A 26,540-nucleotide genomic window follows, 5' to 3' on the forward strand; every position below is an offset into this window, starting at 1 on the left:
CGTTCGTGTCCACCGGCTCGGGAGCAGGATTGACGTTCCGCAGGTCCCCTCGCGTGCGCGGCACGCTCACCTGGCTGCTCGGCGCCGTCCTGGTCGCGGGGTGCACACCGAGCCGGGCGCAGCCGCAGGCCGAGGGGGCCGGTACCGGCGCGGTGGTCGGCGGGGAGGCACCGCCGCCGCCCGGCAGCCCCGTGCCGCCGCCGGTCATCCCGCCGGGTGCGTCGCCATCGGTGGACGCGGGGCGGCAGTCGGCGGGGGTGGTCGCCGCCGGCGGGATCGGGGCGCCCTACAACTACGGCCCCGCCGTCATGCAGGACGGGGACCGCACCCGGATGTGGTGGTGCAGCCAGTACCCGGCCGCGCGCCCGCCGGGCGACGACATCCTGCACGCGGAGTCCACCGGCATCGGCGGGCCGTTCACCGGAACGGGCGGCGGGCCAGCGCAGGCGGTGCTGTCCGGCAACCCCGGCGCGTTCGACGGGGTGCACACGTGCGACCCGTCGGTGGTCAAGGTCGACGGGGTCTACTACCTCTACTACACCGGCGCCGCGGGCGACCACGCGCTCGGCAACTCGATCGGCATGGCCACCAGCCCCGACGGTCTCAACTGGACCAGGGCCAACGGCGGCAACCCGATCCTCAACCCCGCCCGCGACACCCCGCGCGAGAACACCTACGGCGCCGGTCAGCCCTCCGTGGTCTTCCTCGACGGCTGGTTCTACCTCATGTTCACCGACACGACCGGCCGCGCCGCCGGCTGGAACGGGGCGGGCCAGTTCATCGTGCGCTCGAAGGACCCGGCCTTCACCACCGCGGTCGAGGCGCTGGGGGAGCGCGGCTTCGAACCGGCGCCGAGCACCCAGGTGCCCAGGACGCGTTCCCTGGTCGACGCCTTCAGCGCCGACCTGATGTGGATCGAGGCGCTCGAATCCTTCGGTGTCGCGCACGAGACGCAGGACGGCACCACGATCACCTTCCTCGACCGGAACTTCAGCCTGCGGCCCTACCCGCCCGTGCTGGTGCCCGGCCCGTGGAAGGAGGGTCCCGGCCTGTTGCGCCAGCCCGACGGGCACGCGCCCATCTCGGTGGACGATCCCTGCGGCCGGGTGCCGCTCGACGTGGTGCGCGCGACGATGACCGGGGAGGCCGGCGCCCCCACGCACCTCAAGCACTTCGGCATCGACCTGCACGGCATCGACGGCTGCGGCGACGTCAACCGGATGCTCACCGTGCTCGACGGCTTCGCGATGCCCTCGCCGGTGCGCACGATGGACCTGGTCGCGGGCGGCAGTGTCGTCCGGGTCGACCGGCGCACGGTCGCCGATCTGCTCGCCGTCCGGCTGCTCGACCGCCGCGTCCCCGGATTGGACCGCGTGCCGGTGGCCGCGAACCTGGCCACCGGGGTGGCCGCCGTGCAGGCACCGACCGGCGGCACCGGCCTGCTGCTCGACGACGGCAAGCTGTGGGCGGTCCGCCCGCCCGGCGTGGCCGAGTTGAACGCGTCGCCCATCACCCCGATCACCGACGAGCGGTGGAACACCTACCCGGCGGGCTTGGCCTTGGGCTGATCGGGCCGGGCGGTCTCCTCGGTCTCCTCCGCACGACGGCCGATCCGGTCGCCGGCGAACAGGCCCAGCCACGCCGGCACGAGGATGAGCAGCGCGGTGAACGCGGCGCCGCCGATCAGCGCGTCCGGGAGGGCTTCGAGTCCGGTGCGGTCGACGAACATCGCCCGCCCCGCCACGTCGAGCACACCGGACACCGGGCCAGCGACCAGCGCGGCGATGAACCAGGTGCGACCCCGATCCGGCGTTCCACGCCACGCGTCGAGCGCGGCCCACAGTGCCGAGGCGCCGACCAGCAGCGCGATGATGCCGACGGTGAGCGTGTCCAGATCGGTCGGCCGGAACACCGCGGCCTTCGCCCGCAGCACCGCCGCGACCGCGTGCAGCACCGCGAGAACCAGTGCGCGCGTAACCCAGCCTGCCATCGGAACACTGTGTCATAAACTGACCCGGTGCCTGAAACCCATGCCGCCCGCCGCACCGCGCTCCGCTCCCTGATCCGGGAGACCGGACTCGACGCGCTCCTGGTCACCGACCTGCTCAACATCCGCTACCTCACCGGGTTCACCGGGTCGAACGCCGCACTGCTGGTGCACGCCGAGAGCGAGGACCGCACGCTGTTCTGCACCGACGGCCGGTACACCACCCAGTCCGAGGTCCAGGTGCCCGACCTGCAGCGCGTGCTCGACCGTGCCAGCGCCGCCGCGCTCGCCCGGCACGCCTCGGCCCACCGCGCCGACTACGGCCGCACCGGGTTCGAGAGCCAGCACGTGAGCGTGGAGCAGTACGAGTCGACCAAGAAGATCGCCGAGGGCGTGGAGCTGCACCGCTCGCCGAACCTGGTCGAACGGCTGCGACTGGTCAAGGACCAGGCCGAGATCGAGGCGCTGCGCATGGCCTGCGCCGCCGCCGACCGCGCGCTGAGCGGCCTGATCGAGCACGGCGACCTCCGGGTCGGCCGCACCGAGCGCGAGGTGGCCCGCGCGCTGGAGAACCGCATGCTCGACCACGGGTCGGCGGGCGCCTCCTTCGAATCGATCGTCGCCGCGGGCCCGAACTCGGCCATCCCGCACCACCGGCCCACCGACCGGCACCTGGCCAAGGGCGACTTCGTCAAACTGGACTTCGGCGCGATCATCGACGGCTACCACTCCGACATGACCCGCACGGTCGTGCTCGGTGAACCCGCCGACTGGCAGCGCGAGCTGTATGAGCTGGTCCACCGCGCGCAGGCGGCCGGGCTGGCCGCGGTGCTGCCCGGCGCCGAGGTCTCCGCGGTGGACAAGGCCGCGCGCGAGGTGATCGAACAGGCCGGGCACGGCGAGCACTTCTCGCACGGTCTCGGCCACGGCGTCGGCCTCCAGGTGCACGAGGCACCCAGCCTGGCCGCCACGGGGGTCGGTACACTGTCCGCCGGTATGGCGGTCACCGTCGAGCCTGGCGTGTACCTCGCCGGCCGCGGTGGCGTGCGCATCGAGGACACGCTGATCGTCCGTGAGGGCACGGGGGAGGTCCTCACCCTGAGCACCAAGGAACTCGTGGTCGCCTGAACCGCGGCCCGCTTCGAGCAGACACAGGAGATCCCAGACCCGTGGCCACCACCAACGACCTGAAGAACGGCTTGGTCCTCAACCTCGACGGACAGCTGTGGTCGGTCGTGAACTTCCAGCACGTCAAGCCGGGCAAGGGCGGCGCCTTCGTGCGCACCACGCTCAAGCACGTCCTGAGCGGCAAGGTCGTGGACAAGACGTTCAACGCCGGCACCAAGGTCGACACCGCGACGGTGGACCGCCGCACGATGACCTACCTCTACAACGACGGCAGCGACTTCGTCTTCATGGACGGCGACACGTTCGACCAGATCAACGTGTCGCGCGAGGTCGTCGGCGACGGGGCGAACTACCTGCTGGAGAACACCGAGGTCCAGGTCGCCATCCACGAGAACACCCCGCTCTACGTCGAGCTGCCCACCTCGGTCGAGCTGGTGGTCCAGCACACCGACCCGGGCCTGCAGGGTGACCGCTCCACCGGCGGCACCAAGCCGGCCACGCTGGAGACCGGCGCCGAGATCCAGGTGCCGCTGTTCCTGACCACGGGTGAGAAGGTCAAGGTCGACACTCGTGACGGGCGCTACCTCGGCCGGGTTTCGAGTTGAGTTCAACCGGTTCGCCCAAGCGCGGTGGCCCCATCGGCCGCCGGGCTTCGCGCAAACGCGCCGTCGAAATGCTGTACGAGGCCGCCCAGCGGGACTCCGACGCGGTGACCCTGCTGGCCGGTCGTGTTGGTTCGACCGAGGTGGACCCGATCAGCGACTACACCGTCTCGCTGGTCGAGGGGGTCACCACGCGGCGCGAGCAGATCGATGAGCTGCTCGCCGAGCACGCGCAGGGCTGGTCGCTGGACCGGATGCCGCCGGTCGACCTGGCGGTACTGCGGGTCGGGGTCTACGAGCTGCTGTGGGCCGCCGACGTGCCGGACCCGGTGGCGATCGACGAGGCCGTCGGCATCGCCAAGGAGTTGTCCACGGACGACTCGCCGCGCTTCGTCAACGGCGTGCTCGGCCGGATCGGCTCGATCGCCGACCGGCTGCGCGCGGTGCTGTGACGAGCCCGCGGTAACGGACATAGCGCTCGAAAGCGCCGAAGCGGAAACACCGAAGGGGCCTCCGGCGAACTCTGGTTCGTCGCCGAAGGCCCCTTCGGCCTGTTCTCGGTGCGGCCGTGCCGGACCGCACGGCTCAGTCCTCTTTGGATGGCCGTGCTTCCGGCGGCAGCACTCCCCAGTCGATCAGCTGCTCCGTCAGCTCCCCGGGCGTCATGTCGTAGATGATCGCCAGCGAGCGCAGGTCCTCGGTGCGGATGGAGAGCACCTTGCCGTTGTAGTCCCCGCGCTGGCTCTGGATGGTGGCGGCGTACCGGGCCAGCGGCCCGACCTTCTCGGCGGGCAGCTGCTGGAGCCGCTCCAGGTTGATCACGATCTTCGTGGCCGGCTCCGCCCCAGACGGAACGCGGCCCTCTGGCAGCAGCTCGACGACCGGTACGCCGTAGAAGTCCGCCAGCTCGGCGAGCTTCTGCACGGTCACGGCCCGGTCGCCGCGCTCGTACGAACCCACGACGACCGCCTTCCAGCGTCCGCCGGACTTCTGCTCGACCCCGTGCAGGGACAGACCCTGCTGCTGGCGGATCCCGCGGAGCTTGGCCCCGAGCGCCTTGGCGTAATCGCCCATCTGGTGGTTCTCCGTTTCGTCGTCCCCGCCCGGCCGAACGACCGGAGGGGCACTTCTTGAGTCGAATACTCAGAGTAATGGTTACGCGTTGTCGTCACCAGGTCAAGCAGATCATTGCGCGGGGGTGGTCCGAACAGGGCACACCACCCGTAAGGCTGAGTGGCCGATCCTGTTACCCTGGGCTCGATTTCCGGCAACTACCTGGGAAATCGACGTCCTTTAACGACCCGTCCAGTGAGGCGGGGAAGGAGGTCCACCGTGACATCGCGTCCGCGCGGTGTGACGGATCCGGCCGGTGAGCGTGAGCTCCTGTCGGCCGGAGACGTCGCACGCACCATCGCTCGAATGGCCCATCAGGTCATCGAGAAGACCGCACTCGGTGCGGGCCACTCGGCCCCACCCGTGTTGCTGGGCATACCCACCCGGGGCACCCCGCTCGCGGCCAGGCTGGCCGCCCGCGTGACCGAGTTCTCCGGGGTCGACGTGCCGATCGGCGCACTCGACGTGACGCTCTACCGCGACGACCTACGCCGCCGCCCGACCCGCCCGCTGGAGCAGACGCAGCTGCCGTCCACCGGGATCGACAACCGGGTGGTCGTGCTCGTCGACGACGTGCTGTTCTCCGGGCGCACCATCCGCGCCGCCTTCGACGCTCTGCGCGACCACGGCCGCCCCCGCGCGGTCCAGCTGGCGGTACTGGTCGACCGCGGCCACCGCGAGCTGCCGATCCGCGCCGACTACGTGGGCAAGAACGTGCCCACGTCGCGTGCCGAGGACGTCGCCGTGCTGTTGTCCGAAGTGGACGGGCGCGACGCGGTGCTGCTGCGGGGCGAACCGGGTGCACCGAGTGCGCCCGCCGAGGAAGGGAAATCGTGAAGCATCTGCTCGCCACCGACGGGCTGGATCCGGAGCTGGCGACGTCCATCCTGGACACCGCCGACGAGCTCAAGCGCACGCTGCTCGGGCGCGAAGTGCGCAAGCTGCCCACGCTGCGCGGCCGCACCGTGATCACGCTGTTCTACGAGAACTCCACCCGCACCCGCGTCTCCTTCGAGATCGCGGGCAAGTGGATGAGCGCCGACGTGGTGAACGTCTCGGCCGGCGGCTCCTCGGTGGGCAAGGGGGAGTCGCTGCGGGACACCGCGCTGACCCTGTCCGCGGCCGGGGCCGACTGCGTGATCATCCGCCACCCCGCCTCCGGTGCCGCGCACCGGCTGGCCGGTTGGCTGGGGCAGACCGGCACGAAGGTGGTCAACGCGGGCGACGGCACGCACGAGCACCCGACGCAGGCGCTGCTCGACGCGGCCACCCTGCGGGACAGGCTCGGCTCGCTGGACGGCCGCCGCGTCGCCATCGTGGGTGACGTCGTGCACAGCCGGGTCGCCCGGTCCAACGTGCACCTGCTCGCCGCGCTCGGCGCGGAGGTGGTGCTCGTCGCACCACCCACCCTGCTGCCGGTCGGCGTGGAAAGCTGGCCGGTGACGGTGTCGCACCAGTTGGACGCGGAGCTGCCCGCGGTGGACGCGGTGATGATGCTGCGCGTGCAGGCCGAGCGGATGCACGGGGGCTTCTTCCCGTCGGCGCGCGAGTACTCGATCGCCTACGGACTGAACGAGAAGCGGCTCGCGCTGCTGTCGGACCACGCGGTCGTCCTGCACCCGGGGCCGATGCTGCGCGGCATGGAGATCGCCTCGGCGGTCGCCGACTCGCCTGCCTCGGCGATCACCGAGCAGGTGCGCAACGGGGTCCACGTCCGCATGGCTGTGCTGTACCACCTGCTCGCGGGTGAGGAAGAAGGAGTCGCCGCATGACCACCGAGATCCTGCTCAAGGGTGTCCGGCTCTACGGCGAAGGCGACCCGGTCGACGTGCTGATCGCCGACGGCGAGATCGCCGAGATCGGTTCACCTGGTGCGACCGAGTCCGCCGAAGTGGTCGAAGCCGCGGGTCAGGTGCTCCTGCCCGGCTTCGTCGACCTGCACACCCACCTGCGCGAACCCGGCCGCGAGGACACCGAGACCATCGCCACCGGCTCGGCCGCCGCGGCGCTCGGCGGGTACACCGCGGTCTTCGCCATGGCCAACACCGACCCGGTCGCCGACAACGCGGTCGTGGTCGAGCACGTTTGGCGGCTCGGCCGGGCCGCCGGGCTGGTCGACGTGCACCCGGTCGGCGCGGTCACCGTCGGACTCGGCGGCGAGAAGCTCGCCGAGCTGGGCACGATGGCCGCCTCCGCCGCCGGGGTGCGGGTCTTCTCCGACGACGGCAAGTGCGTGCACGACCCGCTGCTGATGCGCCGCGCACTGGAGTACTCGATCGCGCTGGACGCGGTGATCGCGCAGCACGCCGAGGAACCGCGACTCACCGTCGGCGCCCAGGCCCACGAAGGTGAGCAGGCCGCCCGGCTCGGTTACGCGGGCTGGCCCGCCGCCGCCGAGGAGTCCATCGTGGCGCGGGACTGCCTGCTCGCCCTGCACGCCGGGGCGCGGCTGCACATCTGCCACGTGTCCACCGCGGGCACCGCCGACGTGCTGGCCTGGGCGAAGGAGCGCGGCACCAAGGTCAGCGCCGAGGTCACCCCGCACCACCTGCTGCTCACCGACGAGCGGTTGGCCGGGTACGACCCGGTCAACAAGGTGAACCCGCCGCTGCGCACCGGGGCCGACGCCGAGCGGCTGCGCCGCGCGCTGGCCGACGGGGTGATCGACTGCGTCGCCACCGACCACGCGCCGCACGCCGTGCAGGACAAGGACTGCGAATGGGCCGCCGCCAAGCCCGGCATGCTCGGCCTGCAGACCGCGCTGTCCATCGTGACCGAGACCATGGTCCGGCCCGGCCTGCTCGACTGGCGCGGCGTGGCCAGGGTGATGAGCGAGCGACCGGCCGAGATCGCCGGGCTGCCCGATCACGGCCGCCCGATCGAGGTGGGCGAGCCGGCCAACCTGACCCTGGTCGATCCCGACGCCGAGTGGACCGTGCGCGGCGCCGACCTGGCGAGCATCGCGTCGAACACCCCGTACGAGGGGATGCGGCTGCCCGGTGCGGTCACCGCGACCCTGCTGCGCGGGCGGTTCACCGTGCGAGAAGGGAAACTGGCCTGATGGAGCGTTTTCTGCTGACCTTGCTGGTCGCGGCTTTCTTCGCGCTGTGCGTCTTCGGCATGTGGCTGGGCTGGCGCCGCAAGTCGCGGTCCCAGAGCGCCCGGATCGCGCCCTTCCCGGAGGTCCCGGTCGACCTGGGTGAACCGCTGCTGACCGCCGACGGGTTGTACGTGAGCACCACGATCGCCGGCCGCTGGCAGGAGCGCGTCGTCACCAGGGGCGCCGGGTTGCGCGGGTACGCGACGTTGCGCCTGTACGACACGGGCGTGGAGGTCGACCGCGGCCGCGCGCCCGGGTTCTGGATCCCGCGCGCCTCGATCACCGGGATCCGCACGGACAAGGGCATGGCCGGGAAGGTGATGGGCACCGACAGCCTGCTGGTGCTCACCTGGCGCCCCGGCGGTGACGGTGAAGAACTGGACACCGGGTTCCGCGGGGACGACCTCGAGGTCTACCCCCGCTGGCTCGAAGAGCTTGGCAAGAACGGTACGGAGATCAAGGGAAGTGCCCAATCATGACGAGTAGCCGGACACCCGCCGCGCTGGTACTGGAGGACGGCCGCGTTTTCCGGGGCACCGCATACGGGGCCGAGGGGCGCACCCTCGGGGAGGCCGTGTTCTGCACCGGGATGACCGGGTACCAGGAGACGCTGACCGATCCCTCGTACCACCGCCAGATCGTCGTGCAGACCGCACCGCAGATCGGCAACACCGGGTGGAACGACGAGGACGACGAGTCCGCGCGCATCTGGGTCTCGGGTTACGTGGTCCGCGACCCCGCCCGCACCCCGTCCAACTGGCGCGCCACGCGCACGCTCGACGACGCGCTCATCGAGCAGGGCGTGGTCGGCATCTCCGGGGTGGACACCCGCACGCTCACCCGCCACCTGCGCGAGCGGGGCGCGATGCGCTCCGGGGTGTTCTCCGGTGACGCGTTGCGCGCGGACGACGAGATGGTCGGCGAGGTGCTGGCCAGCCCGCAGATGAAGGGCGCCGACCTGGCCGGCGAGGTGACCACGGCCGAGCCGTACGTGGTGCCCGCGCTCGGCGAGCGCCGGTTCCGCGTCGCCGCGCTGGACCTGGGCATCAAGTCGAACACGCCCCGCCAGATGGCCCAGCGCGGTATCGAGGTGCACGTGCTGCCCTCGTCCAGCTCGCTCGACCGGCTGCTGGAGATCGAGCCCGACGGCATCTTCCTGTCCAACGGGCCGGGCGACCCGGCGACCACCGAGCACGCCACCGCGCTGACCCGCGCGGTGCTCGAACGCCGCATCCCGCTGTTCGGCATCTGTTTCGGCAACCAGATCCTCGGCCGCGCGCTGGGGCTGGGCACCTACAAGATGCGCTACGGGCACCGCGGCATCAACATCCCGGTGATCGACGTGGCCACCGGCAAGGTGGCCATCACCGCGCAGAACCACGGCTTCGCCCTCGAAGGCGAGCCCGGTCAGCGGTTCGACTCGCCCTTCGGCGCTGCGACGATCAGCCACTACTGCCCGAACGACAACACGGTGGAGGGCGTGCGCGCCGAGGACGTTCCCGCGTTCTCCGTGCAGTACCACCCCGAAGCCGCCGCCGGCCCGCACGACGCGGCCCCCCTCTTCGACGAGTTCGTCAGCCTGATGGAGACAGCCAAGTAATGCCGAAACGCACAGACATCGAGCACGTGCTCGTCATCGGCTCCGGCCCGATCGTGATCGGGCAGGCCGCCGAGTTCGACTACTCGGGCACCCAGGCCTGCCGCGTGCTGCGCGAGGAGGGCCTGCGGGTCAGCCTGGTGAACTCGAACCCGGCCACGATCATGACCGACCCCGAGTTCGCCGACGCCACCTACATCGAGCCGGTCACACCCGACTTCGTGGAGAAGGTCATCGCCGCCGAGCGCCCGCAGGCGCTGCTGGCCACCCTCGGCGGGCAGACCGCGCTGAACTGCGCGGTGGCCCTGCACGAGCGCGGCGTGCTGGAGAAGTACGGCGTCGAGCTGATCGGCGCCGACATCGACGCCATCCAGCGCGGTGAGGACCGGCAGAAGTTCAAGGACATCGTCCGCCAGATCGGCGGCGAGGTGCCGCGCAGCGCGGTGTGCCACTCGATGGACGAGGTCCGCGAGACCGTCGAGAAGCTCGGCCTGCCGGTGGTCATCCGGCCGTCGTTCACCATGGGCGGGCTCGGCTCCGGCATGGCGCACACCAGCGAGGACCTCGAGCGGCTGGCCTCGGTCGGGTTGGAGGAGAGCCCGGTCACCGAGGTGCTCATCGAGGAGAGCGTGCTCGGCTGGAAGGAGTACGAGCTCGAGCTGATGCGCGACCGCCGGGACAACGTGGTGGTGGTCTGCTCGATCGAGAACGTGGACGCGATGGGCGTGCACACCGGCGACTCGGTCACCGTCGCGCCGGCGATGACCCTGACCGACCGCGAGTACCAGCACATGCGCGACGTCGGCATCGACGTGCTGCGCGCGGTCGGGGTGGACACCGGCGGCTGCAACATCCAGTTCGCGATCAACCCGCGCGACGGCCGCATGGTGGTCATCGAGATGAACCCGCGCGTGTCGCGGTCGAGCGCGCTGGCCTCGAAGGCGACCGGCTTCCCGATCGCCAAGATCGCCGCGAAGCTGGCCATCGGCTACACCCTCGACGAGATCCGCAACGACATCACCGGCGAGACCCCGGCCTCGTTCGAGCCCACGCTCGACTACGTGGTGGTGAAGGTGCCGCGGTTCGCCTTCGAGAAGTTCCCCGGCGCGGACCCGACGCTGACCACCACGATGAAGAGCGTCGGCGAGGCCATGTCGATGGGCCGCAGCTTTCCCGAGGCACTGGGCAAGGCGCTGCGCTCGATCGACACCAAGGCCGCGGGCTTCTGGACCGTGCCCGACCCGGAGGGCGCCACGCTGGAGTCCACACTGGACTCCCTGCGCAATCCGCACGACGGCCGCCTGTACGCGGTCGAGCGGGCGCTGCGGCTGGGCGCCACCGTCGAGCAGGTGCACGAGGCCAGCGGCATCGACCCGTGGTTCATCGACCAGATCGCGCTGATCGGCGAGGTGGGGCAGGAGATCTCGACCGCCCCGGTGCTCGACGGCGACTTGCTGCGCCGCGGCAAGCGCACCGGGCTGTCCGACCGCCAGATCGCCGCGCTGCGCCCGGAACTGGCAGGCGAGGACGGCGTGCGCGCGCTGCGCCACCGCCTCGGCGTGCGCCCGGTGTTCAAGACGGTGGACACCTGCGCGGCGGAGTTCGCCGCCAAAACCCCTTACCACTACTCGGCTTACGAGACCGATCCCGCCGCGGAGTCGGAGGTTGCGCCGCAGCCGGACAAGCAGAAGGTGCTCATCCTCGGGTCCGGGCCGAACCGGATCGGGCAGGGCATCGAGTTCGACTACTCGTGCGTGCACGCCGCGCTCGCCCTGCGCGAGGCCGGTTTCGAAGCGGTGATGGTCAACTGCAACCCCGAAACCGTGTCCACCGACTACGACACCTCCGACCGGCTCTACTTCGAGCCACTGTCCTTTGAGGACGTTCTCGAAGTGGTGCACGCCGAGCGCGAGTCCGGCACGGTGGCCGGGGTGATCGTGCAGCTGGGCGGGCAGACCCCGCTGGGCCTCGCGCGCCGCCTCGCCGCGGCGGGCGTGCCGGTGGTCGGCACCTCGCCCGAGGCGATCCACCTGGCCGAGGACCGCGGTGCCTTCGGTGAGGTGCTGCGTGCCGCCGGGCTCCCGGCGCCGCGCTACGGCACGGCGACCTCGTTCGAGGGCGCCAAGCGGATCGCCGACGAGATCGGCTACCCGGTGCTGGTGCGCCCGTCGTACGTGCTCGGCGGGCGGGGCATGGAGATCGTCTACGACGAGCAGTCGCTGGCCGGCTACATCCAGCGCGCCACCGAGGTCACCCCGGAGCACCCGGTGCTGGTGGACCGCTTCCTCGACGACTCCATCGAGATCGACGTGGACGCCCTGTTCGACGGGGAGGACCTGTACCTGGGCGGCGTGATGGAGCACATCGAGGAGGCCGGGATCCACTCCGGCGACTCCTCGTGCGCGCTGCCGCCGATCACCCTCGGCCGGACCGACCTGGACGCCGTCCGGCGCTCCACCGAGGCGATCGCGCGCGGCGTCGGCGTGCGCGGCCTGCTCAACGTGCAGTACGCGCTCAAGGACGACGTGCTCTACGTGCTGGAGGCGAACCCGCGGGCTTCGCGCACGGTGCCGTTCGTGTCCAAGGCGACTGCCGTGCCGCTGGCGAAGGCGGCGTCGCTGATCATGACCGGCTCCACGATCAAGGAGCTGCGTGCCTCCGGTGTGCTCCCGGCCGAGGGCGACGGCGGCGACCTGCCCGCCGACGCCCCGGTGTCGGTCAAGGAGGCCGTGCTGCCCTTCCACCGCTTCCGCACCCCGGAAGGTCACGGCGTGGATTCCTTGCTGGGCCCCGAAATGAAGTCCACCGGCGAGGTGATGGGCGTGGACGTCTCGTTCGGCAAGGCCTTCGCCAAATCGCAGAGCGGCGCCTACGGTTCGCTGCCCACCTCGGGGCGCGTGTTCGTCTCGGTGGCCAACCGCGACAAGCGCTCGCTGGTCTTCCCGGTCAAGCGCCTCGCCGACCTCGGTTTCGAGATCCTGGCCACCTCCGGAACCGCGGAAGTGCTGCGCCGCAACGGAATCCAGTGCTCGGTGCTGCGTAAGCACTTCGAGGGCAGCACCGAAGGCGAGCCGAACGTGGTCGAGGTGATCCTCGGCGGCGGGGTGGACATGGTGATCAACACCCCGTACGGCAACAGCGGCCCGCGCGTGGACGGTTACGAGATCCGCACCGCCGCGGTCTCGCGCGACATCCCTTGCATCACCACGATTCAGGGCGCCGCCGCGGCCGTACACGGCATCGAAGCGCTCATCCGGGGTGATATCGGGGTGCGCTCACTCCAGGAGCTCCAGGCGGCTCTGCGGGCCTCGAAATGATCATGGAACGGTTCGGGGCCCGGCTGGCGAAGGCGATCGCCGGCCGTGGCTCGCTGTGCGCCGGGGTGGACCCCCACCCCGGCCTGCTGCGGGCGTGGGAGCTGCCGGAGGACGCGAACGGCCTGGAGCGGTTCGCGCTGACCGCCACCGAGGCGATCGCCGAGCACGTGGCCATCCTCAAGCCGCAGTCGGCGTTCTTCGAAACCTACGGGTCGAAGGGCATCGCGGTGCTGGAGCGGGTGATCGAACTGGCCCGCGAGGCCGGTGCGCTCGTGCTGCTCGACGTCAAGCGCGGTGACATCGGGTCGACCATGGCCGCCTACACGGCCGCCTACCTGGCCGACGGGGCGCCGCTGGCGGCGGACGCCATCACCGTCTCGCCCTACCTCGGTTTCGGCTCGCTGGAAGCCGCCCTGACGGCCGCCGAAACCAGCGGGCGCGGGGTTTTTGTGCTCGCGCGCACCTCCAATCCGGAGAGCGCGGGGCTGCAGGGCACGGTGACCCCGTCCGGCCGCACGGTGGCACAGGAAATCGTCGACGCGGTCGCCGCGCGCAACGCGGGAACCGCGCCACTGGGCGACATCGGCGTGGTCGTCGGCGCCACTGTCGGTCCGGGAGAACTGGACCTGAATAGGCTGAACGGCCCAATCCTGGCGCCCGGTTTCGGTGCGCAGGGCGCCACCGCGGCGGATTTACGTGCTCTTTTCGGGGCGGGTTCACCAGCCGTGCTGGCGGCTTCCTCACGCGACATCCTGCGCCACGGACCGGCCCCGTCGGCCCTGCGCGAGGCGGTGTTCCGGGTGCGGGATTCGTTGCGGGACTGAACCTTCCGTGCTTGCCGCACGTTGTTCACCCGGTGCCGGGAAGTGGTCCGAACAGGCGTGCGGCACGCCGATACCACCACCCGCGTTCCCAGGTGGAGGCCCACCCCCGCATTGTGGCAGGTATGGCAGGTGGGTACCGTCCCGAGGACGGCCGAATTATTGAGTAATACCGGAGGAAATCGTGGCACTTCCCCAGCTGACCGAGGAACAGCGTGCTGAGGCGCTGAAGAAGGCCGCTGCTGCCCGTCGCGCTCGCGCCGAGCTCAAGGAGCGGCTCAAGCGGGGTGGCACCACGCTGGTCGACGTGCTCAAGCAGGCGGACGAGGACGAGGTTCTCGGCAAGATGAAGGTTTCCGCTCTGCTGGAGGCCCTACCCGGCGTTGGCAAGGTCCGCGCGCAGCAGACGATGGAGCGGCTCGAAATCGCTCCGAGCCGTCGCCTGCGTGGACTCGGCGACCGGCAGCGCAAGGCGCTGCTCGCCGAGTTCAGCGGCGAGTGAGCGGCGCGGAACACGGCGGCACCACAGCTGAGGGTGGGCCGGTGGCGGGCAACCGGCACCGGCTCACCGTCGTATCCGGGCCGTCCGGGGTCGGCAAGTCCAGTGTCGTCGGCGAGCTGCGCCGGCTGGACCCGGAGATCTTCTTCAGCGTCTCGGTGACCACCCGCCGCCCGCGACCGGGCGAGGTGGACGGCGAGCACTACCACTTCATCGACCGGCCCGCCTTCGACGCCATGGTGGCCAAGGGGGAACTGCTCGAGCACGCCGAGTTCGCGGGCAACTGCTACGGCACCCCGCGCGCCCCGGTGGAGAAGGCACTGGCCGAGGGCAAGCAGGCGATACTGGAGATCGAGCTGCAGGGTGCCCGCCAGGTCCGCGTGGCGATGCCGGAGGCCAGGCTGGTGATGCTGGTGCCCCCGTCCTGGGGGGTGCTGGTGGGCAGGCTGACCGGTCGCGGCACCGAGGCCGACGACGCGGTCCGGGCCCGGCTGGCCGAAGCGGAGCGTGAACTGGCCGCGTCCGGCGAGTTCGACGCGACCGTGGTGAACGCCGACGTGAAGACCGCCGCGGCGGAGTTGTTAAGCTTGATGACGAGCTAGCTTGTTTCCACAACCGTTCAGGAGTACTGCGCGTGACCATCACCCTGGGTGCACAGCACGAGGAACTCGAAGGCATCACCAACCCGCCCATCGACGACCTGCTCGAAAAGGTCAGCTCGAAGTACGCGCTGGTGATCTACTCGGCCAAGCGCGCCCGCCAGATCAACGACTACTACGCGCAGCTCGGTGAGGGCCTGCTGGAGTACGTCGGCCCGCTCGTCGAGCCGGGTCCCCGTGAGAAGCCGCTGTCGATCGCGCTGCGCGAGATCCACGCCGGCCTGCTCGAGCACACCGAAGGCGAATGAGCCAGGCCCCCGGGCGCAAGCCCAGGGTCGTTCTCGGAGTGGGCGGCGGCATCGCCGCCTACAAGGCCTGCGAGGTGCTGCGCGGGCTGACCGAATCCGGGCACGACGTGCGCGTGGTGCCCACCGAAGCCGCGCTGAACTTCGTCGGCGCGGCCACCTTCGAGGCGCTGTCCGGCCACCCGGTGCACACCGGGGTGTTCAGCGACGTGCCGAGCGTGCAGCACGTGCGGATCGGCCACGAGGCGGATCTGGTGCTGGTGGTGCCCGCCACCGCGGACCTGCTGGCCAGGGCCGCCCACGGGCGCGCCGACGACCTGCTCACCGGCACGCTGCTGATGGCGCGCTGCCCGGTGGCGTTCTTCCCGGCCATGCACACCGAGATGTGGCACCACCCGGCCACCCAGGACAACGTGGCGCTGCTGCGCTCACGGGGACTGGTGGTCACCGAGCCGGATGCAGGCCGGTTGACCGGGGCCGACAGCGGCAAGGGCAGGCTGGCCGACCCCCGTGAGATCGTCGACCTGGCGAAACTGCTGCTCGCCGCCCCGGACGCGCTGCCGCGCGACCTGGCGGGCGTGCGCGTGGTGGTCTCCGCCGGTGGCACGCGCGAACCGCTCGACCCGGTCCGCTATCTGGGCAACCGCTCGTCCGGCAAGCAGGGTTACGCGCTGGCGAGGGTGGCCGCCCAGCGTGGCGCCGAGGTCACCCTGGTCGCCGCGCACACCGTCGACCTGCCCGATCCCGCGGGCGCGACGGTCCGGCACGTGTCCACGGCCGAGCAGCTCGCCGAGGCCGTGCGCGCGGAAGCCGCGAGCGCCGACGTTGTGGTGATGGCCGCCGCGGTGGCCGATTTCCGGCCCGCGTCGCGGGCTGAGCACAAAATCAAGAAAAGCGACGACGGTGGCGCGCCCACGGTCGAATTGGTGCGAAATCCGGACATTCTTGCCGGATTGGTCGAAAACCGGCATCCGGGTCAGGTGGTGGTCGGTTTCGCCGCCGAGACCGGTGACGCCGGTGGCGACGTACTGCACCACGCCAGGGCCAAGCTCAAGCGCAAGGGCGCCGACCTGCTGGTGGTCAACGCGGTCGGCGAGGGCAAGGCCTTCGAGGTGGAGGAGAACTCGGGCTGGCTGCTGGGCGCCGACGGCACCGAGGTCCCTATCCCGTTCGGCGCGAAGGCGCAACTGGCCGCCGCGGTGTGGGACGCGGTTGCCGGGTTGCGCAAGACTCAAGGTGATTGACCGCTCCCGCCCAGTACTCTGATGGGTGACCAGGGGACCCTAAGAAAGGGAAGTGACGAGATCGTGAGTGCGTCGAACCGCAGGCTGTTCACTTCCGAGTCGGTGACCGAAGGGCATCCGGACAAGATCTGCGATGCGATCAGCGACTCGATCCTGGACGCTCTGCTGAGCAAGGATCCGCGTAGCCGGGTCGCGGTGGAGACCCTGATCACCACCGGTCAGGTGCACGTGGCGGGCGAGGTGACCACCGAGGCCTACGCGGACATCCCGACCATCGTCCGCGACGTGATCCTCCGGATCGGGTACGACTCGTCGGCCAAGGGCTTCGACGGCAACTCGTGCGGGGTGAACGTCGCGATCGGTGCGCAGTCGCCGGACATCGCCCAGGGCGTCGACACCGCGTACGAGTCGCGCCTGGAGAACGCGCTCGACGAGATCGACCGCCAGGGCGCCGGCGACCAGGGCCTGATGTTCGGCTACGCCTGCTCGGACACGCCCGAGCTGATGCCGCTGCCGATCGCCCTGTCGCACCGCCTGTCGCAGCGGCTGACCGGGGTCCGCAACAACGGCGTGCTGCCGTACCTGCGCCCGGACGGCAAGACCCAGGTGACCATCGAGTACGCCGGTGACCAGCCGGTGCGCCTGGACACCGTGGTCGTGTCGACCCAGCACGCCGACGGCATCGACCTGGACAAGATGCTCGGCGTCGACGTCAAGGAGCACGTGGTCGCGCCGGAGCTGGCCGAACTGGAGCTGGACACCTCGGACGTCCGGCTGCTGGTCAACCCGACCGGGCGGTTCGTCATCGGCGGCCCGATGGGTGACGCCGGGCTGACCGGCCGCAAGATCATCGTCGACACCTACGGCGGCATGGCCCGTCACGGTGGTGGCGCGTTCTCCGGCAAGGACCCGTCGAAGGTGGACCGCTCGGCGGCCTACGCGATGCGGTGGGTGGCCAAGAACGTGGTGGCCGCCGGGCTGGCTTCCCGGGTCGAGGTGCAGGTGGCCTACGCGATCGGCAAGGCGTCCCCGGTCGGCCTGTTCGTGGAGACCTTCGGCACCGAGACGGTGGACCCGTCGAAGATCCAGGCCGCCATCCGCGAGGTGTTCGACCTGCGCCCGGCCGCGATCATCCGCGACCTGGACCTGCTGCGCCCGATCTACGCGCCGACCGCGGCGTACGGGCACTTCGGCCGCCCGGAGCTGGGGCTGCCGTGGGAGAGCACGCAGCGCGCCGCCGACCTGCGTTCGATCGCCGGCGCCTGAGCACCACCCGTTCCGCTGAAGCCCTCGGCCCCGATCTGGGCCGAGGGCTTCTTCTGGTAGAGATCACGACGTGAACGGCGCGACCCCGCTGTGGGACCTTCCCGAGCCGCCCGCCGCCCGGAAGCCCGAGAGCACCGGTGCGGCGGGGGCGAAGCGCGCCGCGCCGAAGTCGAAGGCGGCCGCCGCGAAGGCCGCGGCCGCGCAGCGCCGGGGCGCGCAGAATCCGGCGCCGAGCGAGCCGGTCGCGCGGGTGATCGTGGACGTGCCGCTGGCGCACCTGGACCGCACCTTCGACTACCAGGTGCCGGAGAAGTTCCACGAGACCGCGGTGCCGGGCTGCCGGGTGCGCGTCCGGTTCGCCGGGCAGCTGGTCGACGGTTTCCTTCTGGAACGCGCGGACACCACCGAGCACGTGGGCAAGCTGACCTTTCTCGACCGGGTCACCTCAAGTGAACCGGTGCTCGGGCCGGAGCTGGCCGCGCTGGGCCGTGCGGTGGCGCAGCGGTACGGCGGCACGCTGATCGATGTGCTGCGCCTGGCGATCCCGCCGCGCCACGCGAAGGCTGAAGGAGAGCCGCCGCGCGAGGTCGCGCCGGTGCCGGAGGCGCCCGGTCGCACTGGCTGGACCCGGTACCCGACCGGCGGGTCCTTCCTGGAGGCGCTCGGGGCGGGCCGCCGGGCGCACGCGGTGTGGCAGGCGTTGCCGGGGGAGGACTGGCCGCGCCGGCTCGCCGAGGCGGCGGCCACCGTGGCGGCCGCCGGCCGGGGCGCGGTGCTGGTCGTGCCGGATCAACGGGACCTCAAGCGCCTGCACCAGGCGTGCGCGGAGCTGGTCGGCGAGGACGCGGTGGTCGCGCTGACCGCCGAGAGCGGGCCCGCCGAGCGGTACCGGCGCTGGCTGGCGGTGTCGCGCGGGGCGGTCCGGGTGGTGGTCGGCACGCGCGCCACCATGTTCGCCCCGGTGCACGACCCCGGCCTCTTCGTGGTGTGGGACGACGGGGACGACCTGCACGCCGACCCGCACATGCCGTACCCCCAGGTCCGCGACGTGCTCATGGTGCGGGCGCACGCGAGCAACGCGTCACTCCTGGTCGCCGGGTTCAACCGGACGGCCGAGGCGCAGCTGCTCGTGGAGACCAACTGGGCGCATCCGATCGTGGCCAGCCGGGAGGAGTTGCGCGCGCGGGCGCCGCGGGTGACGCCGGTGGGGGAGGACTTCGACGTCGCGCGGGACGAGGCCGCGAAGGCCGCGCGCCTGCCGTCGGTCGCCTTCGAAGCCGCGCGCCAGGGCCTGGCCGCCGGTGCGCCGGTGCTGGTCCAGGTACCTCGACGCGGATACGTGCCGGCACTGGCTTGCGGGCAGTGTCGCACCCCCGCGCGGTGCCGCCGCTGCGCGGGCCCGCTGGTACTGCCCGGTGGACGCGACCAGGACGGCCCGCGCGCGCCGCACTGCCGGTGGTGCGGGGTGCCGGAGGCCGGATTCCGCTGCCCGGCCTGCGGCTCGGCGCGCCTGCGGGCGGTGGTGATCGGGGCCAAGCGCACGGCCGAGGAGATGGGGCGCGCGTTCCCAGGGATCGCCGTGCGCACTTCCGGCGCGACAGAGGTGCTGGCGGAGGTACCCGCGCGACCCGCGCTGGTGATCGCGACACCGGGCGCGGAGCCGATCGCCGAGGGCGGCTACGGGGCCGCGCTGCTGCTCGACGGCTGGGCGCTGCTCGGCAGGCAGGACCTGCGCGCGGCGGAGGAAACGCTGCGCCGCTGGATGGCCGCCGCCGCGCTGGTGCGACCCGGACCCGAAGGCGGCCGGGTGATCGTGGGCGCCGAGGCGGGGCTGACGCCGGTGCAGGCGCTGGTGCGCTGGGATCCGGCGTGGCACGCGAGTGTCGAACTGGGTGAACGTCGGGAGCTGGGCTTCCCCCCGGTGGTGCGGATGGCCAGCGTGGAGGGCAGCCCGGAGACCGTCGCCGCATACCTGGATGAGACGCGCTTGCCGGACAGTGTCGAACTGCTCGGACCGGTACCGCTCGGCGAGATCGACGACGAAGGCCGTTCGGAACGCGAGCGCATGCTGCTCCGGGTGCCGCGCGAGGAGGGCCGCGCGCTCGCTGCCGCGCTGGCGAGCGGGCTGGCCGTGCGCAGCGCGCGCAAGGAGACGGAGGCGCTGCGAGTGCAGCTCGATCCGCTGGAGCTGATCTAGGCGCGGCTCGGGTCGAGCCAGTTCAACACGGCCCGCATGCCCGCTTCCCAGTGCGCGGTGAGCAGTTGCGCCGCGCGTTCGGTGTCACCCGAGGCGAACTCGACGAGGATTTCGAGGTGCTGACGGTCGGGTTCGGTGCGGTCGACCGTCTCGCGCATGTAGGTCAGCTCGTAGCGCGACAGGTTGGTGCGCACGCGGCCGACCATTTCCCGGAGCTGGACGTTGCCGGAGGCGGCCACCAGCCCGTCGTGCCAGTCGGAGTCGAGCCGCCAGCGCCGGATGGGGTCGGTGCAGTCCTCCAGTTCGGCGAGGATGCGCTCCAGGTCGCGCACGCGTGACGCCGGGGGAGTGCCGGCGGTCCGCACCGCGAGGCTCTCCAGCGCGCCCAGGATCGGGTACAGCTCGGTGGCCTCGCGCTGGTCGAGCGGTCGCACGGTGAAGCCCCTGGCCAGCGCCGACCGCAGGACGCCCTCGGCTTCGAGGCGGAGCAGGGCCTCCCGGACCGGAGTGCGTGAGACGTCCAGTTCACGCGACAGCGCTGCCTCGGTCACCGCGGTACCCGGCGGGTAGGCGCCCGACCAGAACAACTCGACGATCCGGGCGTACACGGCGTCGCGCAGGGGCTCGGCTCGGGCGATGGGCGTTGCGGACACCTGTTCATCGTATACGATACGCACCATGGTGGCGCTCTCCGCGGCGAACATCGCCGAAGCTGCTCAGCTGGTTGAACCGGTCTTCCGGAACACCCCGCAGTTCCATGACCCCGTGCTCGACCAGCGCCTCGGCCGCGAGCTGGTGCTCAAGGTCGAGACGCTCAACCCGCTGGGCTCGTTCAAGGGCCGCGGCGCGAGCTACTTCGTCCGCGGGCTGGAAGCGGGGCGGGAGATCGTCTGCGCGTCGGCGGGCAACTTCGGTCAGGGCATCGCGTACGCCGCCGCCGCGCGGCGGATCCCGGTCACCGTGTTCACCGCGGAGAACGCGAACGCGGGCAAGATCGCGCGCATGCGGGCGTTCGGCGCCGAGGTGAAGCAGGTCGGGGCCGACTTCGACGTGGCGAAGGACGCGGCCCGCGAGTACGCCGAGGGCGCCGGGCGGTTGTTCGTGGAGGACGGCGAGGCGCCGGCCATCGCGGAAGGGGCGGGCACGATCGGCGTCGAACTCGCGCCACTCGAACTCGACACGCTGCTGGTCCCCGTCGGCAACGGCGCGCTGATCGGCGGCATCGGCTGCTACCTCAAAACCCACGCCGCGCGGACCAGGATCATCGGCGTCTGCGCGGCCGGTGCGCCCGCCATGCTGCACAGCTGGCGTGACCGCGCGCCCGTCGCCACCGAGAGCGCGCGGACCATCGCCGACGGGATCGCGGTCCGCGTGCCGGTCCCGGCCGCGGTCGAATGGACCGTCGAGTACGTCGACGACATGCTGGCCGTCGAGGAAGCGACCATCGAACGGGCGATGCGCCTGCTCCGCGAGGCCACGGGTCAACTGGTCGAACCGTCAGCCGTCGCCGGGATCGCGGCGTTGCTCGAGCACGACATCCCGGGCGAGCGCCTCGGCACGATCATCACCGGCCGCAATTACCCCGGCGATACCGCCTGACGCCCGAGACTGGTGATTTTCGCGGTGCGCTGCGGCAGGATGTCGCGCATGCCTGTTCAGCGCAGAACCATCCGCAGCGTTCTCGCCGTGTCGTGCGCGACGGCACTGCTCACCGCCGGCGCCCCCGCGTCGGCCGCGCCCGGCGCACCACCGGGCAAGGTCCCCGAGCAGGCCGGCTACCTCGGCGCGGTGTCCAGCATCGACGCCGACGCCAGCCAGATCGGCATCGACGTGCTCCGCCGCGGGGGCAACGCGGTGGACGCCGCGGTCGCCACGGCCGCCGCGCTCGGGGTCACCGACCCCTTCTCCGCCGGCATCGGCGGCGGCGGGTTCTTCGTCTTCTACGAAGCACGCACCGGCAAGGTGCACACGATCGACGGCCGCGAGACCGCGCCCGGCACCGCGGACGAGAACCTCTTCGTCGAGAACGGCAAGGCGATCCCGTTCGCCGAGGCGGTGACCAGCGGCCTTTCCGTCGGCACGCCCGGCACGCCGGCCACCTGGCGCGACGCGCTGCGCAAGTGGGGCACGCTGCCGCTGGCCAGGGCGATGAAACCGGCCGAGGACCTGGCCAGGCGCGGGTTCACCGTGGACAAGACCTTCCACGACCAGATCGCCAACAACGCCGCCCGGTTCAAGGCGTTCCCGGCCACGCGCGACCTCTACCTGCCCGGGGGCGCGCCGCCGGTGGTCGGCACCAAGTTCGCCAACCCGGACCTCGCCAAGACCTACGGCGAACTCGCGCGCACCGGCACCGCGGCGCTCTACCGCGGCCGCATCGGCGAGGACGTGGTGCGCACCGTCCAGCAGCCGCCGGTCGATCCGGCCGCCGGGCTCAACGTGCGCCCCGGCAGGCTGGCCAAGTCGGACCTCGAGAAGTACCGCACGGTCGACCGCGAGCCGACGCACACCGAGTACCGCGGGCTGGACGTCTACGGCATGCCGGCGCCCTCGTCCGGCGGGCTGACCGTCGGCGAGGCGCTCAACATCCTCGAAGGCACCGACCTCTCGGAGCTGGGCAAGGCCGACTACCTGCACCGCTTCCTCGAGTCGACCCGGTTGTCCTTCGCCGACCGCAACCGCTGGATCGGCGACCCCGACTTCGTCGACGTGCCCGCCGAGGAGCTGATCGGCCAGGAGTTCGCGGACAGCCGCGCCTGCCTGATCGACCCGGCGCAGGCGCAGGTCAGCCCGGTCGCGCCAGGTGACCCGCGTAATCCGCAGCCGTGTGCGGCTGGCCCGGTCCCGGCGCCGACGCCGTACGAGGGCGAGAACACCACGCACCTCACCGCCGCGGACAAATGGGGCAACGTGGTCGCCTACACGCTGACCATCGAGCAGGAGGGCGGCAGCGGCATGGTCGTGCCCGGCCGCGGCTTCCTGCTGAACAACGAGCTGACCGACTTCTCCATGGTGCCGGTGACCCCCGGCGTGCCGGACCCGAACCTGCCCGCCGCCGGCAAGCGCCCGCGGTCCTCGATGGCGCCGACCATCGTGCTCAAGGACGGCAAGCCGTTGCTCGCCGCCGGTTCACCCGGTGGCGCGTCGATCATCACCACCGTGCTGCAGGTGCTGACCGGACGGCTGGACCGCGACCTGTCGCTGGTCGACGCCATCGCCGAACCGCGCGCGTCGCAGCGGAACTCGGACAACGCCCAGGTGGAGCAGGCGTTCCTGAACCAGCCGGAGACCGCCGACCTGAAGGCGCGCGGGCAGGAATTCTCCTCCACGCCAGGAGAGATCGGGGCGGCGACAGCGGTGGAACTGCTGCCGGACGGCCGCTGGCTCGCCGCCGCGGAGCCGGTGCGGCGCGGTGGTGGCTCGGCCAGGGTGGTGCTGCCCGTTCCGCACCCCTGACCGGCGACATCGGGGCGAACATCACCGGTGGCTAGACTCGCCGGTGATGTTCGCTCTCGCTGACTTTCCCCCGCCACCCGCCGAAGCCCCCGAGGGGGTCCGATGAGGCTGGTCTTCGCCGGTACCCCGGAACCGGCCGTGCCCGCGCTGCGCGCCCTGCTCGACTCCGGCCGCCACGAGGTCGTCGCCGTGGTGACCAGGCCCGACGCCCAGGCCGGCCGCGGTCGCAAGGTGCTGCGCTCGCCGGTCGGCGCGCTCGCCGACGAACACGGCATCGAGGTGCTCACCCCGGCGCGCGCGGGCGACCCGGCCTTCCTGGCGCGGCTGACCGAACTGGCCCCGGACGCCTGCCCGGTGGTGGCCTACGGCGCGCTGCTGCCACAGGCCGCGCTGGACATCCCGAAGCACGGCTGGGTGAATCTGCACTTCTCGCTGCTGCCCGCGTGGCGCGGTGCCGCGCCGGTGCAGGCGGCGGTGCGGGCCGGGGACGAGATCACCGGGGCGTCCACCTTCCGCATCGTCAAGGAACTCGACGCCGGCCCGGTTTTCGGTGTGGTGACGGAGAAGATCGCCCCCACCGACACCGCCGGTGAACTGCTCGGCAGGCTCGCCGAGTCCGGCGCCCGGCTGCTGCTGTCCACAATGGACGGAATCGAGGACGGCAAGGTGACCGCGGTGGAACAGGCCGGTGAGGGGGTCAGCTACGCGCCGAAGATCACCGTCGACGACGCCCGGGTCTCGTTCACCGATCCGGCGATCGCGGTGGACCGGCTGATCCGCGCGGTCACCCCGGATCCCGGGGCGTGGGCGGAGTTCCGCGGGGAGCGGTTCAAGCTGGGGCCGGTGTCCATTTCGGACAGCGCGGAGGGTGAAGAACCCGCGCTCGCGCCGGGTGAGCTGCGGGTGGAGCGCAAGCGGGTGCTCGCCGGGACCGCCACCAAGCCGGTGGTGCTCGGCCAGGTGCAGGCGCAGGGCAAAAAACGGATGGCTGCCACCGATTGGGCGCGCGGCACGAGGATCGAGCAGGGAGAGCGCCTGACATGAACAGCCAGGGAGACCGTGGAGATCGCGGTGACCGAGGAGACCGCGGTGACCGCGGTGACCGTGGAGATCGCAGTGACCGCGGTGACCGTGGCCGCGGAGAGCGGAGTGGTCACGGCGATCGGGGTCGCGGCGACCGGAGTGGTCACGGTGCCCCGGGCGGTCGCGGCGACCGAAGCGCTCGCAGCGACCGGAATGCTCGCGGCGACCGAAGCAGTCACGGTGACCGAAGCAGTCACGGTGACCGAAGCAGTCACGGTGACCGGGGCGGTCACGGCGACCGCGGGGAGCGGCGCCCGTCGAGGCCGCAGCGGGGGCGCCCGGCGCCGCGCAAGGACGGTCCGCGCCGCCCGCCGCCCGAGGATCCGGCCCGCCGCGTCGCGCTCGACGTGCTGCGCGCGGTCCGTGAACAAGACGCCTACGCGAACCTGGTCCTTCCGGATCTGCTGCGCGAGCGCCGGATCAAGGGCCGTGACGCCGCACTGGCCACCGAGCTGACCTACGGCGCGTCCCGCGCGCAGGGTCTGCTGGACGCGGTGATCGCCGCCTGCATCGACCGTCCGCTGTCCAAAGTGGATGGTGCGGTGCTGGACGGGCTGCGCCTCGGTGCCTACCAGCTGCTGCGCACCCGGATCCCCGAGCACGCCGCCGTGACGTCCACTGTGGACCTCGTGCGCGCCGACGCCGGTTCGCACACCGCGGGCTTTGTCAACGCGGTGCTGCGCGCGGTCTCGGCGAAGGACGAAGCGGCCTGGCTGGACGAGCTGGCGCCGTCGCCCGACGAAGACCCGATCGGCAACTTCGCGCTGCGCACCGCACACCCGCGGTGGGTCGCGCGCTCCTTCGCGGAAGCGCTGGGGGACAAGGGACCCGAGCTGGAGGCCGCGCTCGCCGCGGACGACACGCGGCCCGAGGTCCACCTGGTCGCGCGGCCGGGCGAGATCTCCGCGGACGAGCTGGCCGCGATCACCGGTGGCGACCCGGCGCCCTACTCGCCCTACGGCGTGCGGCTGCCCGCCGGTGCCGGTGATCCCGCCGACGCCGAGCCGGTGAAGGAGAAGCTGGCGGCGGTCCAGGACGAGGGCAGCCAGCTGTGCGCGGTCGCGGTGACCAAGGTCCCGGTCGACGGCCGGGACGAGCGCTGGCTCGACCTGTGCGCCGGTCCGGGTGGCAAGGCCGCGCTGCTCGGCGCGCTCGCCTCGCTGTCCGGCGCCACCGTGGACGCCGTGGAGAAGGCGCCGCACCGGGCCAACCTGGTGCGGAAGTCCACCGCGGGCCTGCCGGTGACCGTGCACATCGGCGACGGGCGCGAGCTGGAGCTGGAACCGGGTTACGACCGCGTGCTGGTCGACGCGCCGTGCAGCGGTCTCGGCTCGCTGCGCCGCCGTCCCGAGTCGCGCTGGCGGCGCCAGCCGTCGGACGTGGCGGAGCTGACCAAGCTCCAGGGCGAACTGCTCACCGCCGCGCTGAAGCTGGTCCGCCCCGGTGGCATCGTCACCTACGTGGTCTGCTCGCCGCACCTCGCCGAGACCGAGGGCGTGGTGGGCGAGACCGCTCGGCGCGCCAAGGCCGAGACGCTCGACGCGCGCGAGTTCTTCCCCGGGGTGCCGCAGCTCGGCGACGGGCCCTACGTGCAGCTGTGGCCGCACCGCCACGGCACCGACGCGATGTTCTGCGCGGTCCTGCGTCGCCCGGAGACCACCTGATGGATCGAGTGCTCGGGCTCGTCGCCAGTTCGTGCGGCGGGCTCGACACCCGCTTCCGCACCGAACTCGCCGAGCCCGCCGTCGCCAGAGGCTGGCGGCTGGCCATCACGCTCACGCCGACCGCGTCGCGCTGGTTGAACGCGGCCGGCGAGCTGGAGCGACTGCAGGAGCTCACGGATCTCGCCGTGCGGTCGACCTCGCGACTGCCCGGCGAACCGCGGCCGCATCCGGATCCGGCGCACTTCCTGTTCGCGCCGGCGTCGGCCAACTCGGTGGCGAAGCTGGCGCTGGGGCTGGCCGACAACCAGGCGCTGACCGTGCTCGGTGACGCGCTGGGTCAATCCGGCGTGACCATCGCGGTCGGCTACCAGGTGCTCGACGCGCGGTTCCAGCACCCGGCCTGGCCGGGGCACCTGGCCGCGCTCCGCGGTGCCGGGGTGCGGTTGAACCGGGTGAACCACGGCTCCTGGACCTCGCTGCTCGACGAACTGGACAGTTGACCTCAAGTTAACTGGAGCTTCTACGGTCGTCCCGAGACCATCGAGACGATCTTGGAGCCACC

Annotated in this window: 26 protein-coding genes; 23 read left to right on the forward strand and 3 right to left on the reverse strand. The window is 71.7% G+C overall.

Annotated elements, in window-relative coordinates; translation table 11 throughout:
• Positions 1-53 precede the first annotated feature (53 nt).
• Entirely contained in the window at positions 54-1,568 is a 1,515-nt protein-coding gene (locus tag YIM_RS17645; RefSeq protein WP_153031396.1) for a beta-xylosidase, read from the forward strand.
• Here YIM_RS17645 and YIM_RS17650 read toward each other — a convergent pair.
• Positions 1,541-1,990: a B-4DMT family transporter gene (locus YIM_RS17650; RefSeq protein WP_153031397.1), complete on the reverse strand. Its 450-nt coding sequence runs from the start codon at positions 1,988-1,990 to the stop codon at positions 1,541-1,543. The two genes, YIM_RS17645 and YIM_RS17650, sit on opposite strands and share 28 nt — an antisense overlap.
• Positions 1,991-2,017: 27 nt before the next feature.
• Between YIM_RS17650 and YIM_RS17655 the strand changes: the two genes are divergently transcribed.
• From YIM_RS17655 to nusB, 3 genes are read left to right on the forward strand one after another with little or no spacing between them, the layout of a single operon-like run.
• On the forward strand, positions 2,018-3,115 hold the full coding sequence (locus YIM_RS17655) for a Xaa-Pro peptidase family protein (protein WP_153031398.1): 1,098 nt from the start codon (positions 2,018-2,020) through the stop codon (positions 3,113-3,115).
• A gap of 41 nt (positions 3,116-3,156) precedes the next feature.
• Positions 3,157-3,720 carry an elongation factor P gene (gene efp, locus YIM_RS17660; protein WP_153031399.1) on the forward strand — a complete coding sequence of 188 codons (564 nt, stop codon included), beginning with the start codon at positions 3,157-3,159 and terminating at the stop codon, positions 3,718-3,720.
• Complete coding sequence (nusB, locus tag YIM_RS17665) at positions 3,717-4,169, forward strand: transcription antitermination factor NusB (protein ID WP_153031400.1); 453 nt, start codon at positions 3,717-3,719, stop codon at positions 4,167-4,169. The genes efp and nusB overlap by 4 nt, the downstream gene beginning before the upstream one ends.
• A gap of 133 nt (positions 4,170-4,302) precedes the next feature.
• Here the strand turns inward: nusB and YIM_RS17670 are convergent, their stop codons facing one another.
• Positions 4,303-4,791: a transcriptional regulator gene (locus YIM_RS17670; RefSeq protein ID WP_003096372.1), complete on the reverse strand. Its 489-nt coding sequence runs from the start codon at positions 4,789-4,791 to the stop codon at positions 4,303-4,305.
• A gap of 258 nt (positions 4,792-5,049) precedes the next feature.
• Here YIM_RS17670 and pyrR point away from each other — a divergent pair, with 258 nt between their 5' ends.
• The 13 genes from pyrR (at position 5,050) to YIM_RS17735 (ending at position 19,775) form a co-directional block, all read left to right on the forward strand.
• Positions 5,050-5,667: a bifunctional pyr operon transcriptional regulator/uracil phosphoribosyltransferase PyrR gene (pyrR, locus tag YIM_RS17675; RefSeq protein ID WP_153031401.1), complete on the forward strand. Its 618-nt coding sequence runs from the start codon at positions 5,050-5,052 to the stop codon at positions 5,665-5,667.
• Entirely contained in the window at positions 5,664-6,602 is a 939-nt protein-coding gene (locus YIM_RS17680) for an aspartate carbamoyltransferase catalytic subunit (protein ID WP_153031402.1), read from the forward strand. The genes pyrR and YIM_RS17680 overlap by 4 nt, the downstream gene beginning before the upstream one ends.
• Positions 6,599-7,891, forward strand: coding sequence for a dihydroorotase (locus YIM_RS17685; RefSeq protein WP_153031403.1), 1,293 nt, complete (start codon positions 6,599-6,601; stop codon positions 7,889-7,891). Before YIM_RS17680 ends, YIM_RS17685 begins: the two co-directional genes overlap by 4 nt.
• Complete coding sequence (locus tag YIM_RS17690; RefSeq protein WP_153031404.1) at positions 7,891-8,409, forward strand: transporter; 519 nt, start codon at positions 7,891-7,893, stop codon at positions 8,407-8,409. The genes YIM_RS17685 and YIM_RS17690 overlap by 1 nt, the downstream gene beginning before the upstream one ends.
• The gene (carA, locus tag YIM_RS17695) at positions 8,406-9,530 is read left to right on the forward strand and encodes a glutamine-hydrolyzing carbamoyl-phosphate synthase small subunit (RefSeq protein ID WP_153031405.1); all 1,125 of its coding nucleotides are present in this window, start codon (positions 8,406-8,408) and stop codon (positions 9,528-9,530) included. Before YIM_RS17690 ends, carA begins: the two co-directional genes overlap by 4 nt.
• On the forward strand, positions 9,530-12,844 hold the full coding sequence (gene carB / locus YIM_RS17700; RefSeq protein WP_153031406.1) for a carbamoyl-phosphate synthase large subunit: 3,315 nt from the start codon (positions 9,530-9,532) through the stop codon (positions 12,842-12,844). The genes carA and carB overlap by 1 nt, the downstream gene beginning before the upstream one ends.
• The gene (gene pyrF / locus YIM_RS17705) at positions 12,841-13,668 is read left to right on the forward strand and encodes an orotidine-5'-phosphate decarboxylase (RefSeq protein WP_153031407.1); all 828 of its coding nucleotides are present in this window, start codon (positions 12,841-12,843) and stop codon (positions 13,666-13,668) included. The genes carB and pyrF overlap by 4 nt, the downstream gene beginning before the upstream one ends.
• Positions 13,669-13,849: 181 nt before the next feature.
• Entirely contained in the window at positions 13,850-14,167 is a 318-nt protein-coding gene (gene mihF / locus YIM_RS17710; RefSeq protein ID WP_113691187.1) for an integration host factor, actinobacterial type, read from the forward strand.
• 41 nt (positions 14,168-14,208) lie between these two features.
• Complete coding sequence (gene gmk, locus YIM_RS17715) at positions 14,209-14,766, forward strand: guanylate kinase (protein WP_228004797.1); 558 nt, start codon at positions 14,209-14,211, stop codon at positions 14,764-14,766.
• Positions 14,767-14,792: 26 nt separating this feature from the next.
• Positions 14,793-15,071: a DNA-directed RNA polymerase subunit omega gene (gene rpoZ, locus YIM_RS17720; protein WP_370469022.1), complete on the forward strand. Its 279-nt coding sequence runs from the start codon at positions 14,793-14,795 to the stop codon at positions 15,069-15,071.
• Entirely contained in the window at positions 15,068-16,312 is a 1,245-nt protein-coding gene (gene coaBC / locus YIM_RS17725; protein ID WP_194240192.1) for a bifunctional phosphopantothenoylcysteine decarboxylase/phosphopantothenate--cysteine ligase CoaBC, read from the forward strand. The genes rpoZ and coaBC overlap by 4 nt, the downstream gene beginning before the upstream one ends.
• Before the next feature lie 63 nt (positions 16,313-16,375).
• A complete protein-coding gene (metK, locus tag YIM_RS17730; RefSeq protein WP_153031409.1) occupies positions 16,376-17,578 on the forward strand; it encodes a methionine adenosyltransferase in 1,203 nt (400 codons plus the stop codon).
• Positions 17,579-17,648: 70 nt separating this feature from the next.
• Complete coding sequence (locus YIM_RS17735; protein WP_153031410.1) at positions 17,649-19,775, forward strand: primosomal protein N'; 2,127 nt, start codon at positions 17,649-17,651, stop codon at positions 19,773-19,775.
• On the opposite strand, the gene YIM_RS17740 is transcribed toward YIM_RS17735, so the two are convergent.
• Positions 19,772-20,428, reverse strand: a complete 657-nt coding sequence (locus tag YIM_RS17740; RefSeq protein WP_228004798.1) for a GntR family transcriptional regulator — start codon at positions 20,426-20,428, stop codon at positions 19,772-19,774. The genes YIM_RS17735 and YIM_RS17740 overlap by 4 nt on opposite strands.
• Positions 20,429-20,453: 25 nt before the next feature.
• On the opposite strand from YIM_RS17740, the gene YIM_RS17745 reads away from it, so the two are divergent.
• The 6 genes from YIM_RS17745 (at position 20,454) to YIM_RS17770 (ending at position 26,478) form a co-directional block, all read left to right on the forward strand.
• The gene (locus YIM_RS17745) at positions 20,454-21,374 is read left to right on the forward strand and encodes a threonine/serine dehydratase (RefSeq protein WP_153031412.1); all 921 of its coding nucleotides are present in this window, start codon (positions 20,454-20,456) and stop codon (positions 21,372-21,374) included.
• Positions 21,375-21,422: 48 nt separating this feature from the next.
• Positions 21,423-23,231: a gamma-glutamyltransferase gene (ggt, locus tag YIM_RS17750; protein ID WP_153031413.1), complete on the forward strand. Its 1,809-nt coding sequence runs from the start codon at positions 21,423-21,425 to the stop codon at positions 23,229-23,231.
• Positions 23,232-23,333: 102 nt separating this feature from the next.
• On the forward strand, positions 23,334-24,275 hold the full coding sequence (fmt, locus tag YIM_RS17755; protein WP_153031414.1) for a methionyl-tRNA formyltransferase: 942 nt from the start codon (positions 23,334-23,336) through the stop codon (positions 24,273-24,275).
• 15 nt (positions 24,276-24,290) lie between these two features.
• A complete protein-coding gene (locus YIM_RS17760) occupies positions 24,291-24,770 on the forward strand; it encodes a hypothetical protein (RefSeq protein WP_153031415.1) in 480 nt (159 codons plus the stop codon).
• Entirely contained in the window at positions 24,662-25,978 is a 1,317-nt protein-coding gene (locus tag YIM_RS17765; RefSeq protein ID WP_153031416.1) for an RsmB/NOP family class I SAM-dependent RNA methyltransferase, read from the forward strand. Before YIM_RS17760 ends, YIM_RS17765 begins: the two co-directional genes overlap by 109 nt.
• Positions 25,978-26,478 carry a flavoprotein gene (locus YIM_RS17770; protein ID WP_153031417.1) on the forward strand — a complete coding sequence of 167 codons (501 nt, stop codon included), beginning with the start codon at positions 25,978-25,980 and terminating at the stop codon, positions 26,476-26,478. Before YIM_RS17765 ends, YIM_RS17770 begins: the two co-directional genes overlap by 1 nt.
• Positions 26,479-26,540: the final 62 nt, after the last annotated feature.

The organism is Amycolatopsis sp. YIM 10 (assembly GCF_009429145.1).
Classification (GTDB): domain Bacteria; phylum Actinomycetota; class Actinomycetes; order Mycobacteriales; family Pseudonocardiaceae; genus Amycolatopsis.

Coding starts and splice junctions, on each gene's coding strand:
- YIM_RS17685 (WP_153031403.1), top strand. CDS start 6,599: ATGACCACCGAGATCCTGCTCAAGGGTGTCCGGCTCTACGGCGAAGGC.
- carA (WP_153031405.1), top strand. CDS start 8,406: ATGACGAGTAGCCGGACACCCGCCGCGCTGGTACTGGAGGACGGCCGC.
- ggt (WP_153031413.1), top strand. CDS start 21,423: ATGCCTGTTCAGCGCAGAACCATCCGCAGCGTTCTCGCCGTGTCGTGC.
- coaBC (WP_194240192.1), top strand. CDS start 15,068: ATGAGCCAGGCCCCCGGGCGCAAGCCCAGGGTCGTTCTCGGAGTGGGC.
- fmt (WP_153031414.1), top strand. CDS start 23,334: ATGAGGCTGGTCTTCGCCGGTACCCCGGAACCGGCCGTGCCCGCGCTG.
- YIM_RS17770 (WP_153031417.1), top strand. CDS start 25,978: ATGGATCGAGTGCTCGGGCTCGTCGCCAGTTCGTGCGGCGGGCTCGAC.
- YIM_RS17670 (WP_003096372.1), bottom strand. CDS start 4,791: ATGGGCGATTACGCCAAGGCGCTCGGGGCCAAGCTCCGCGGGATCCGC.
- YIM_RS17650 (WP_153031397.1), bottom strand. CDS start 1,990: ATGGCAGGCTGGGTTACGCGCGCACTGGTTCTCGCGGTGCTGCACGCG.
- carB (WP_153031406.1), top strand. CDS start 9,530: ATGCCGAAACGCACAGACATCGAGCACGTGCTCGTCATCGGCTCCGGC.
- YIM_RS17690 (WP_153031404.1), top strand. CDS start 7,891: ATGGAGCGTTTTCTGCTGACCTTGCTGGTCGCGGCTTTCTTCGCGCTG.
- pyrF (WP_153031407.1), top strand. CDS start 12,841: ATGATCATGGAACGGTTCGGGGCCCGGCTGGCGAAGGCGATCGCCGGC.
- YIM_RS17745 (WP_153031412.1), top strand. CDS start 20,454: ATGGTGGCGCTCTCCGCGGCGAACATCGCCGAAGCTGCTCAGCTGGTT.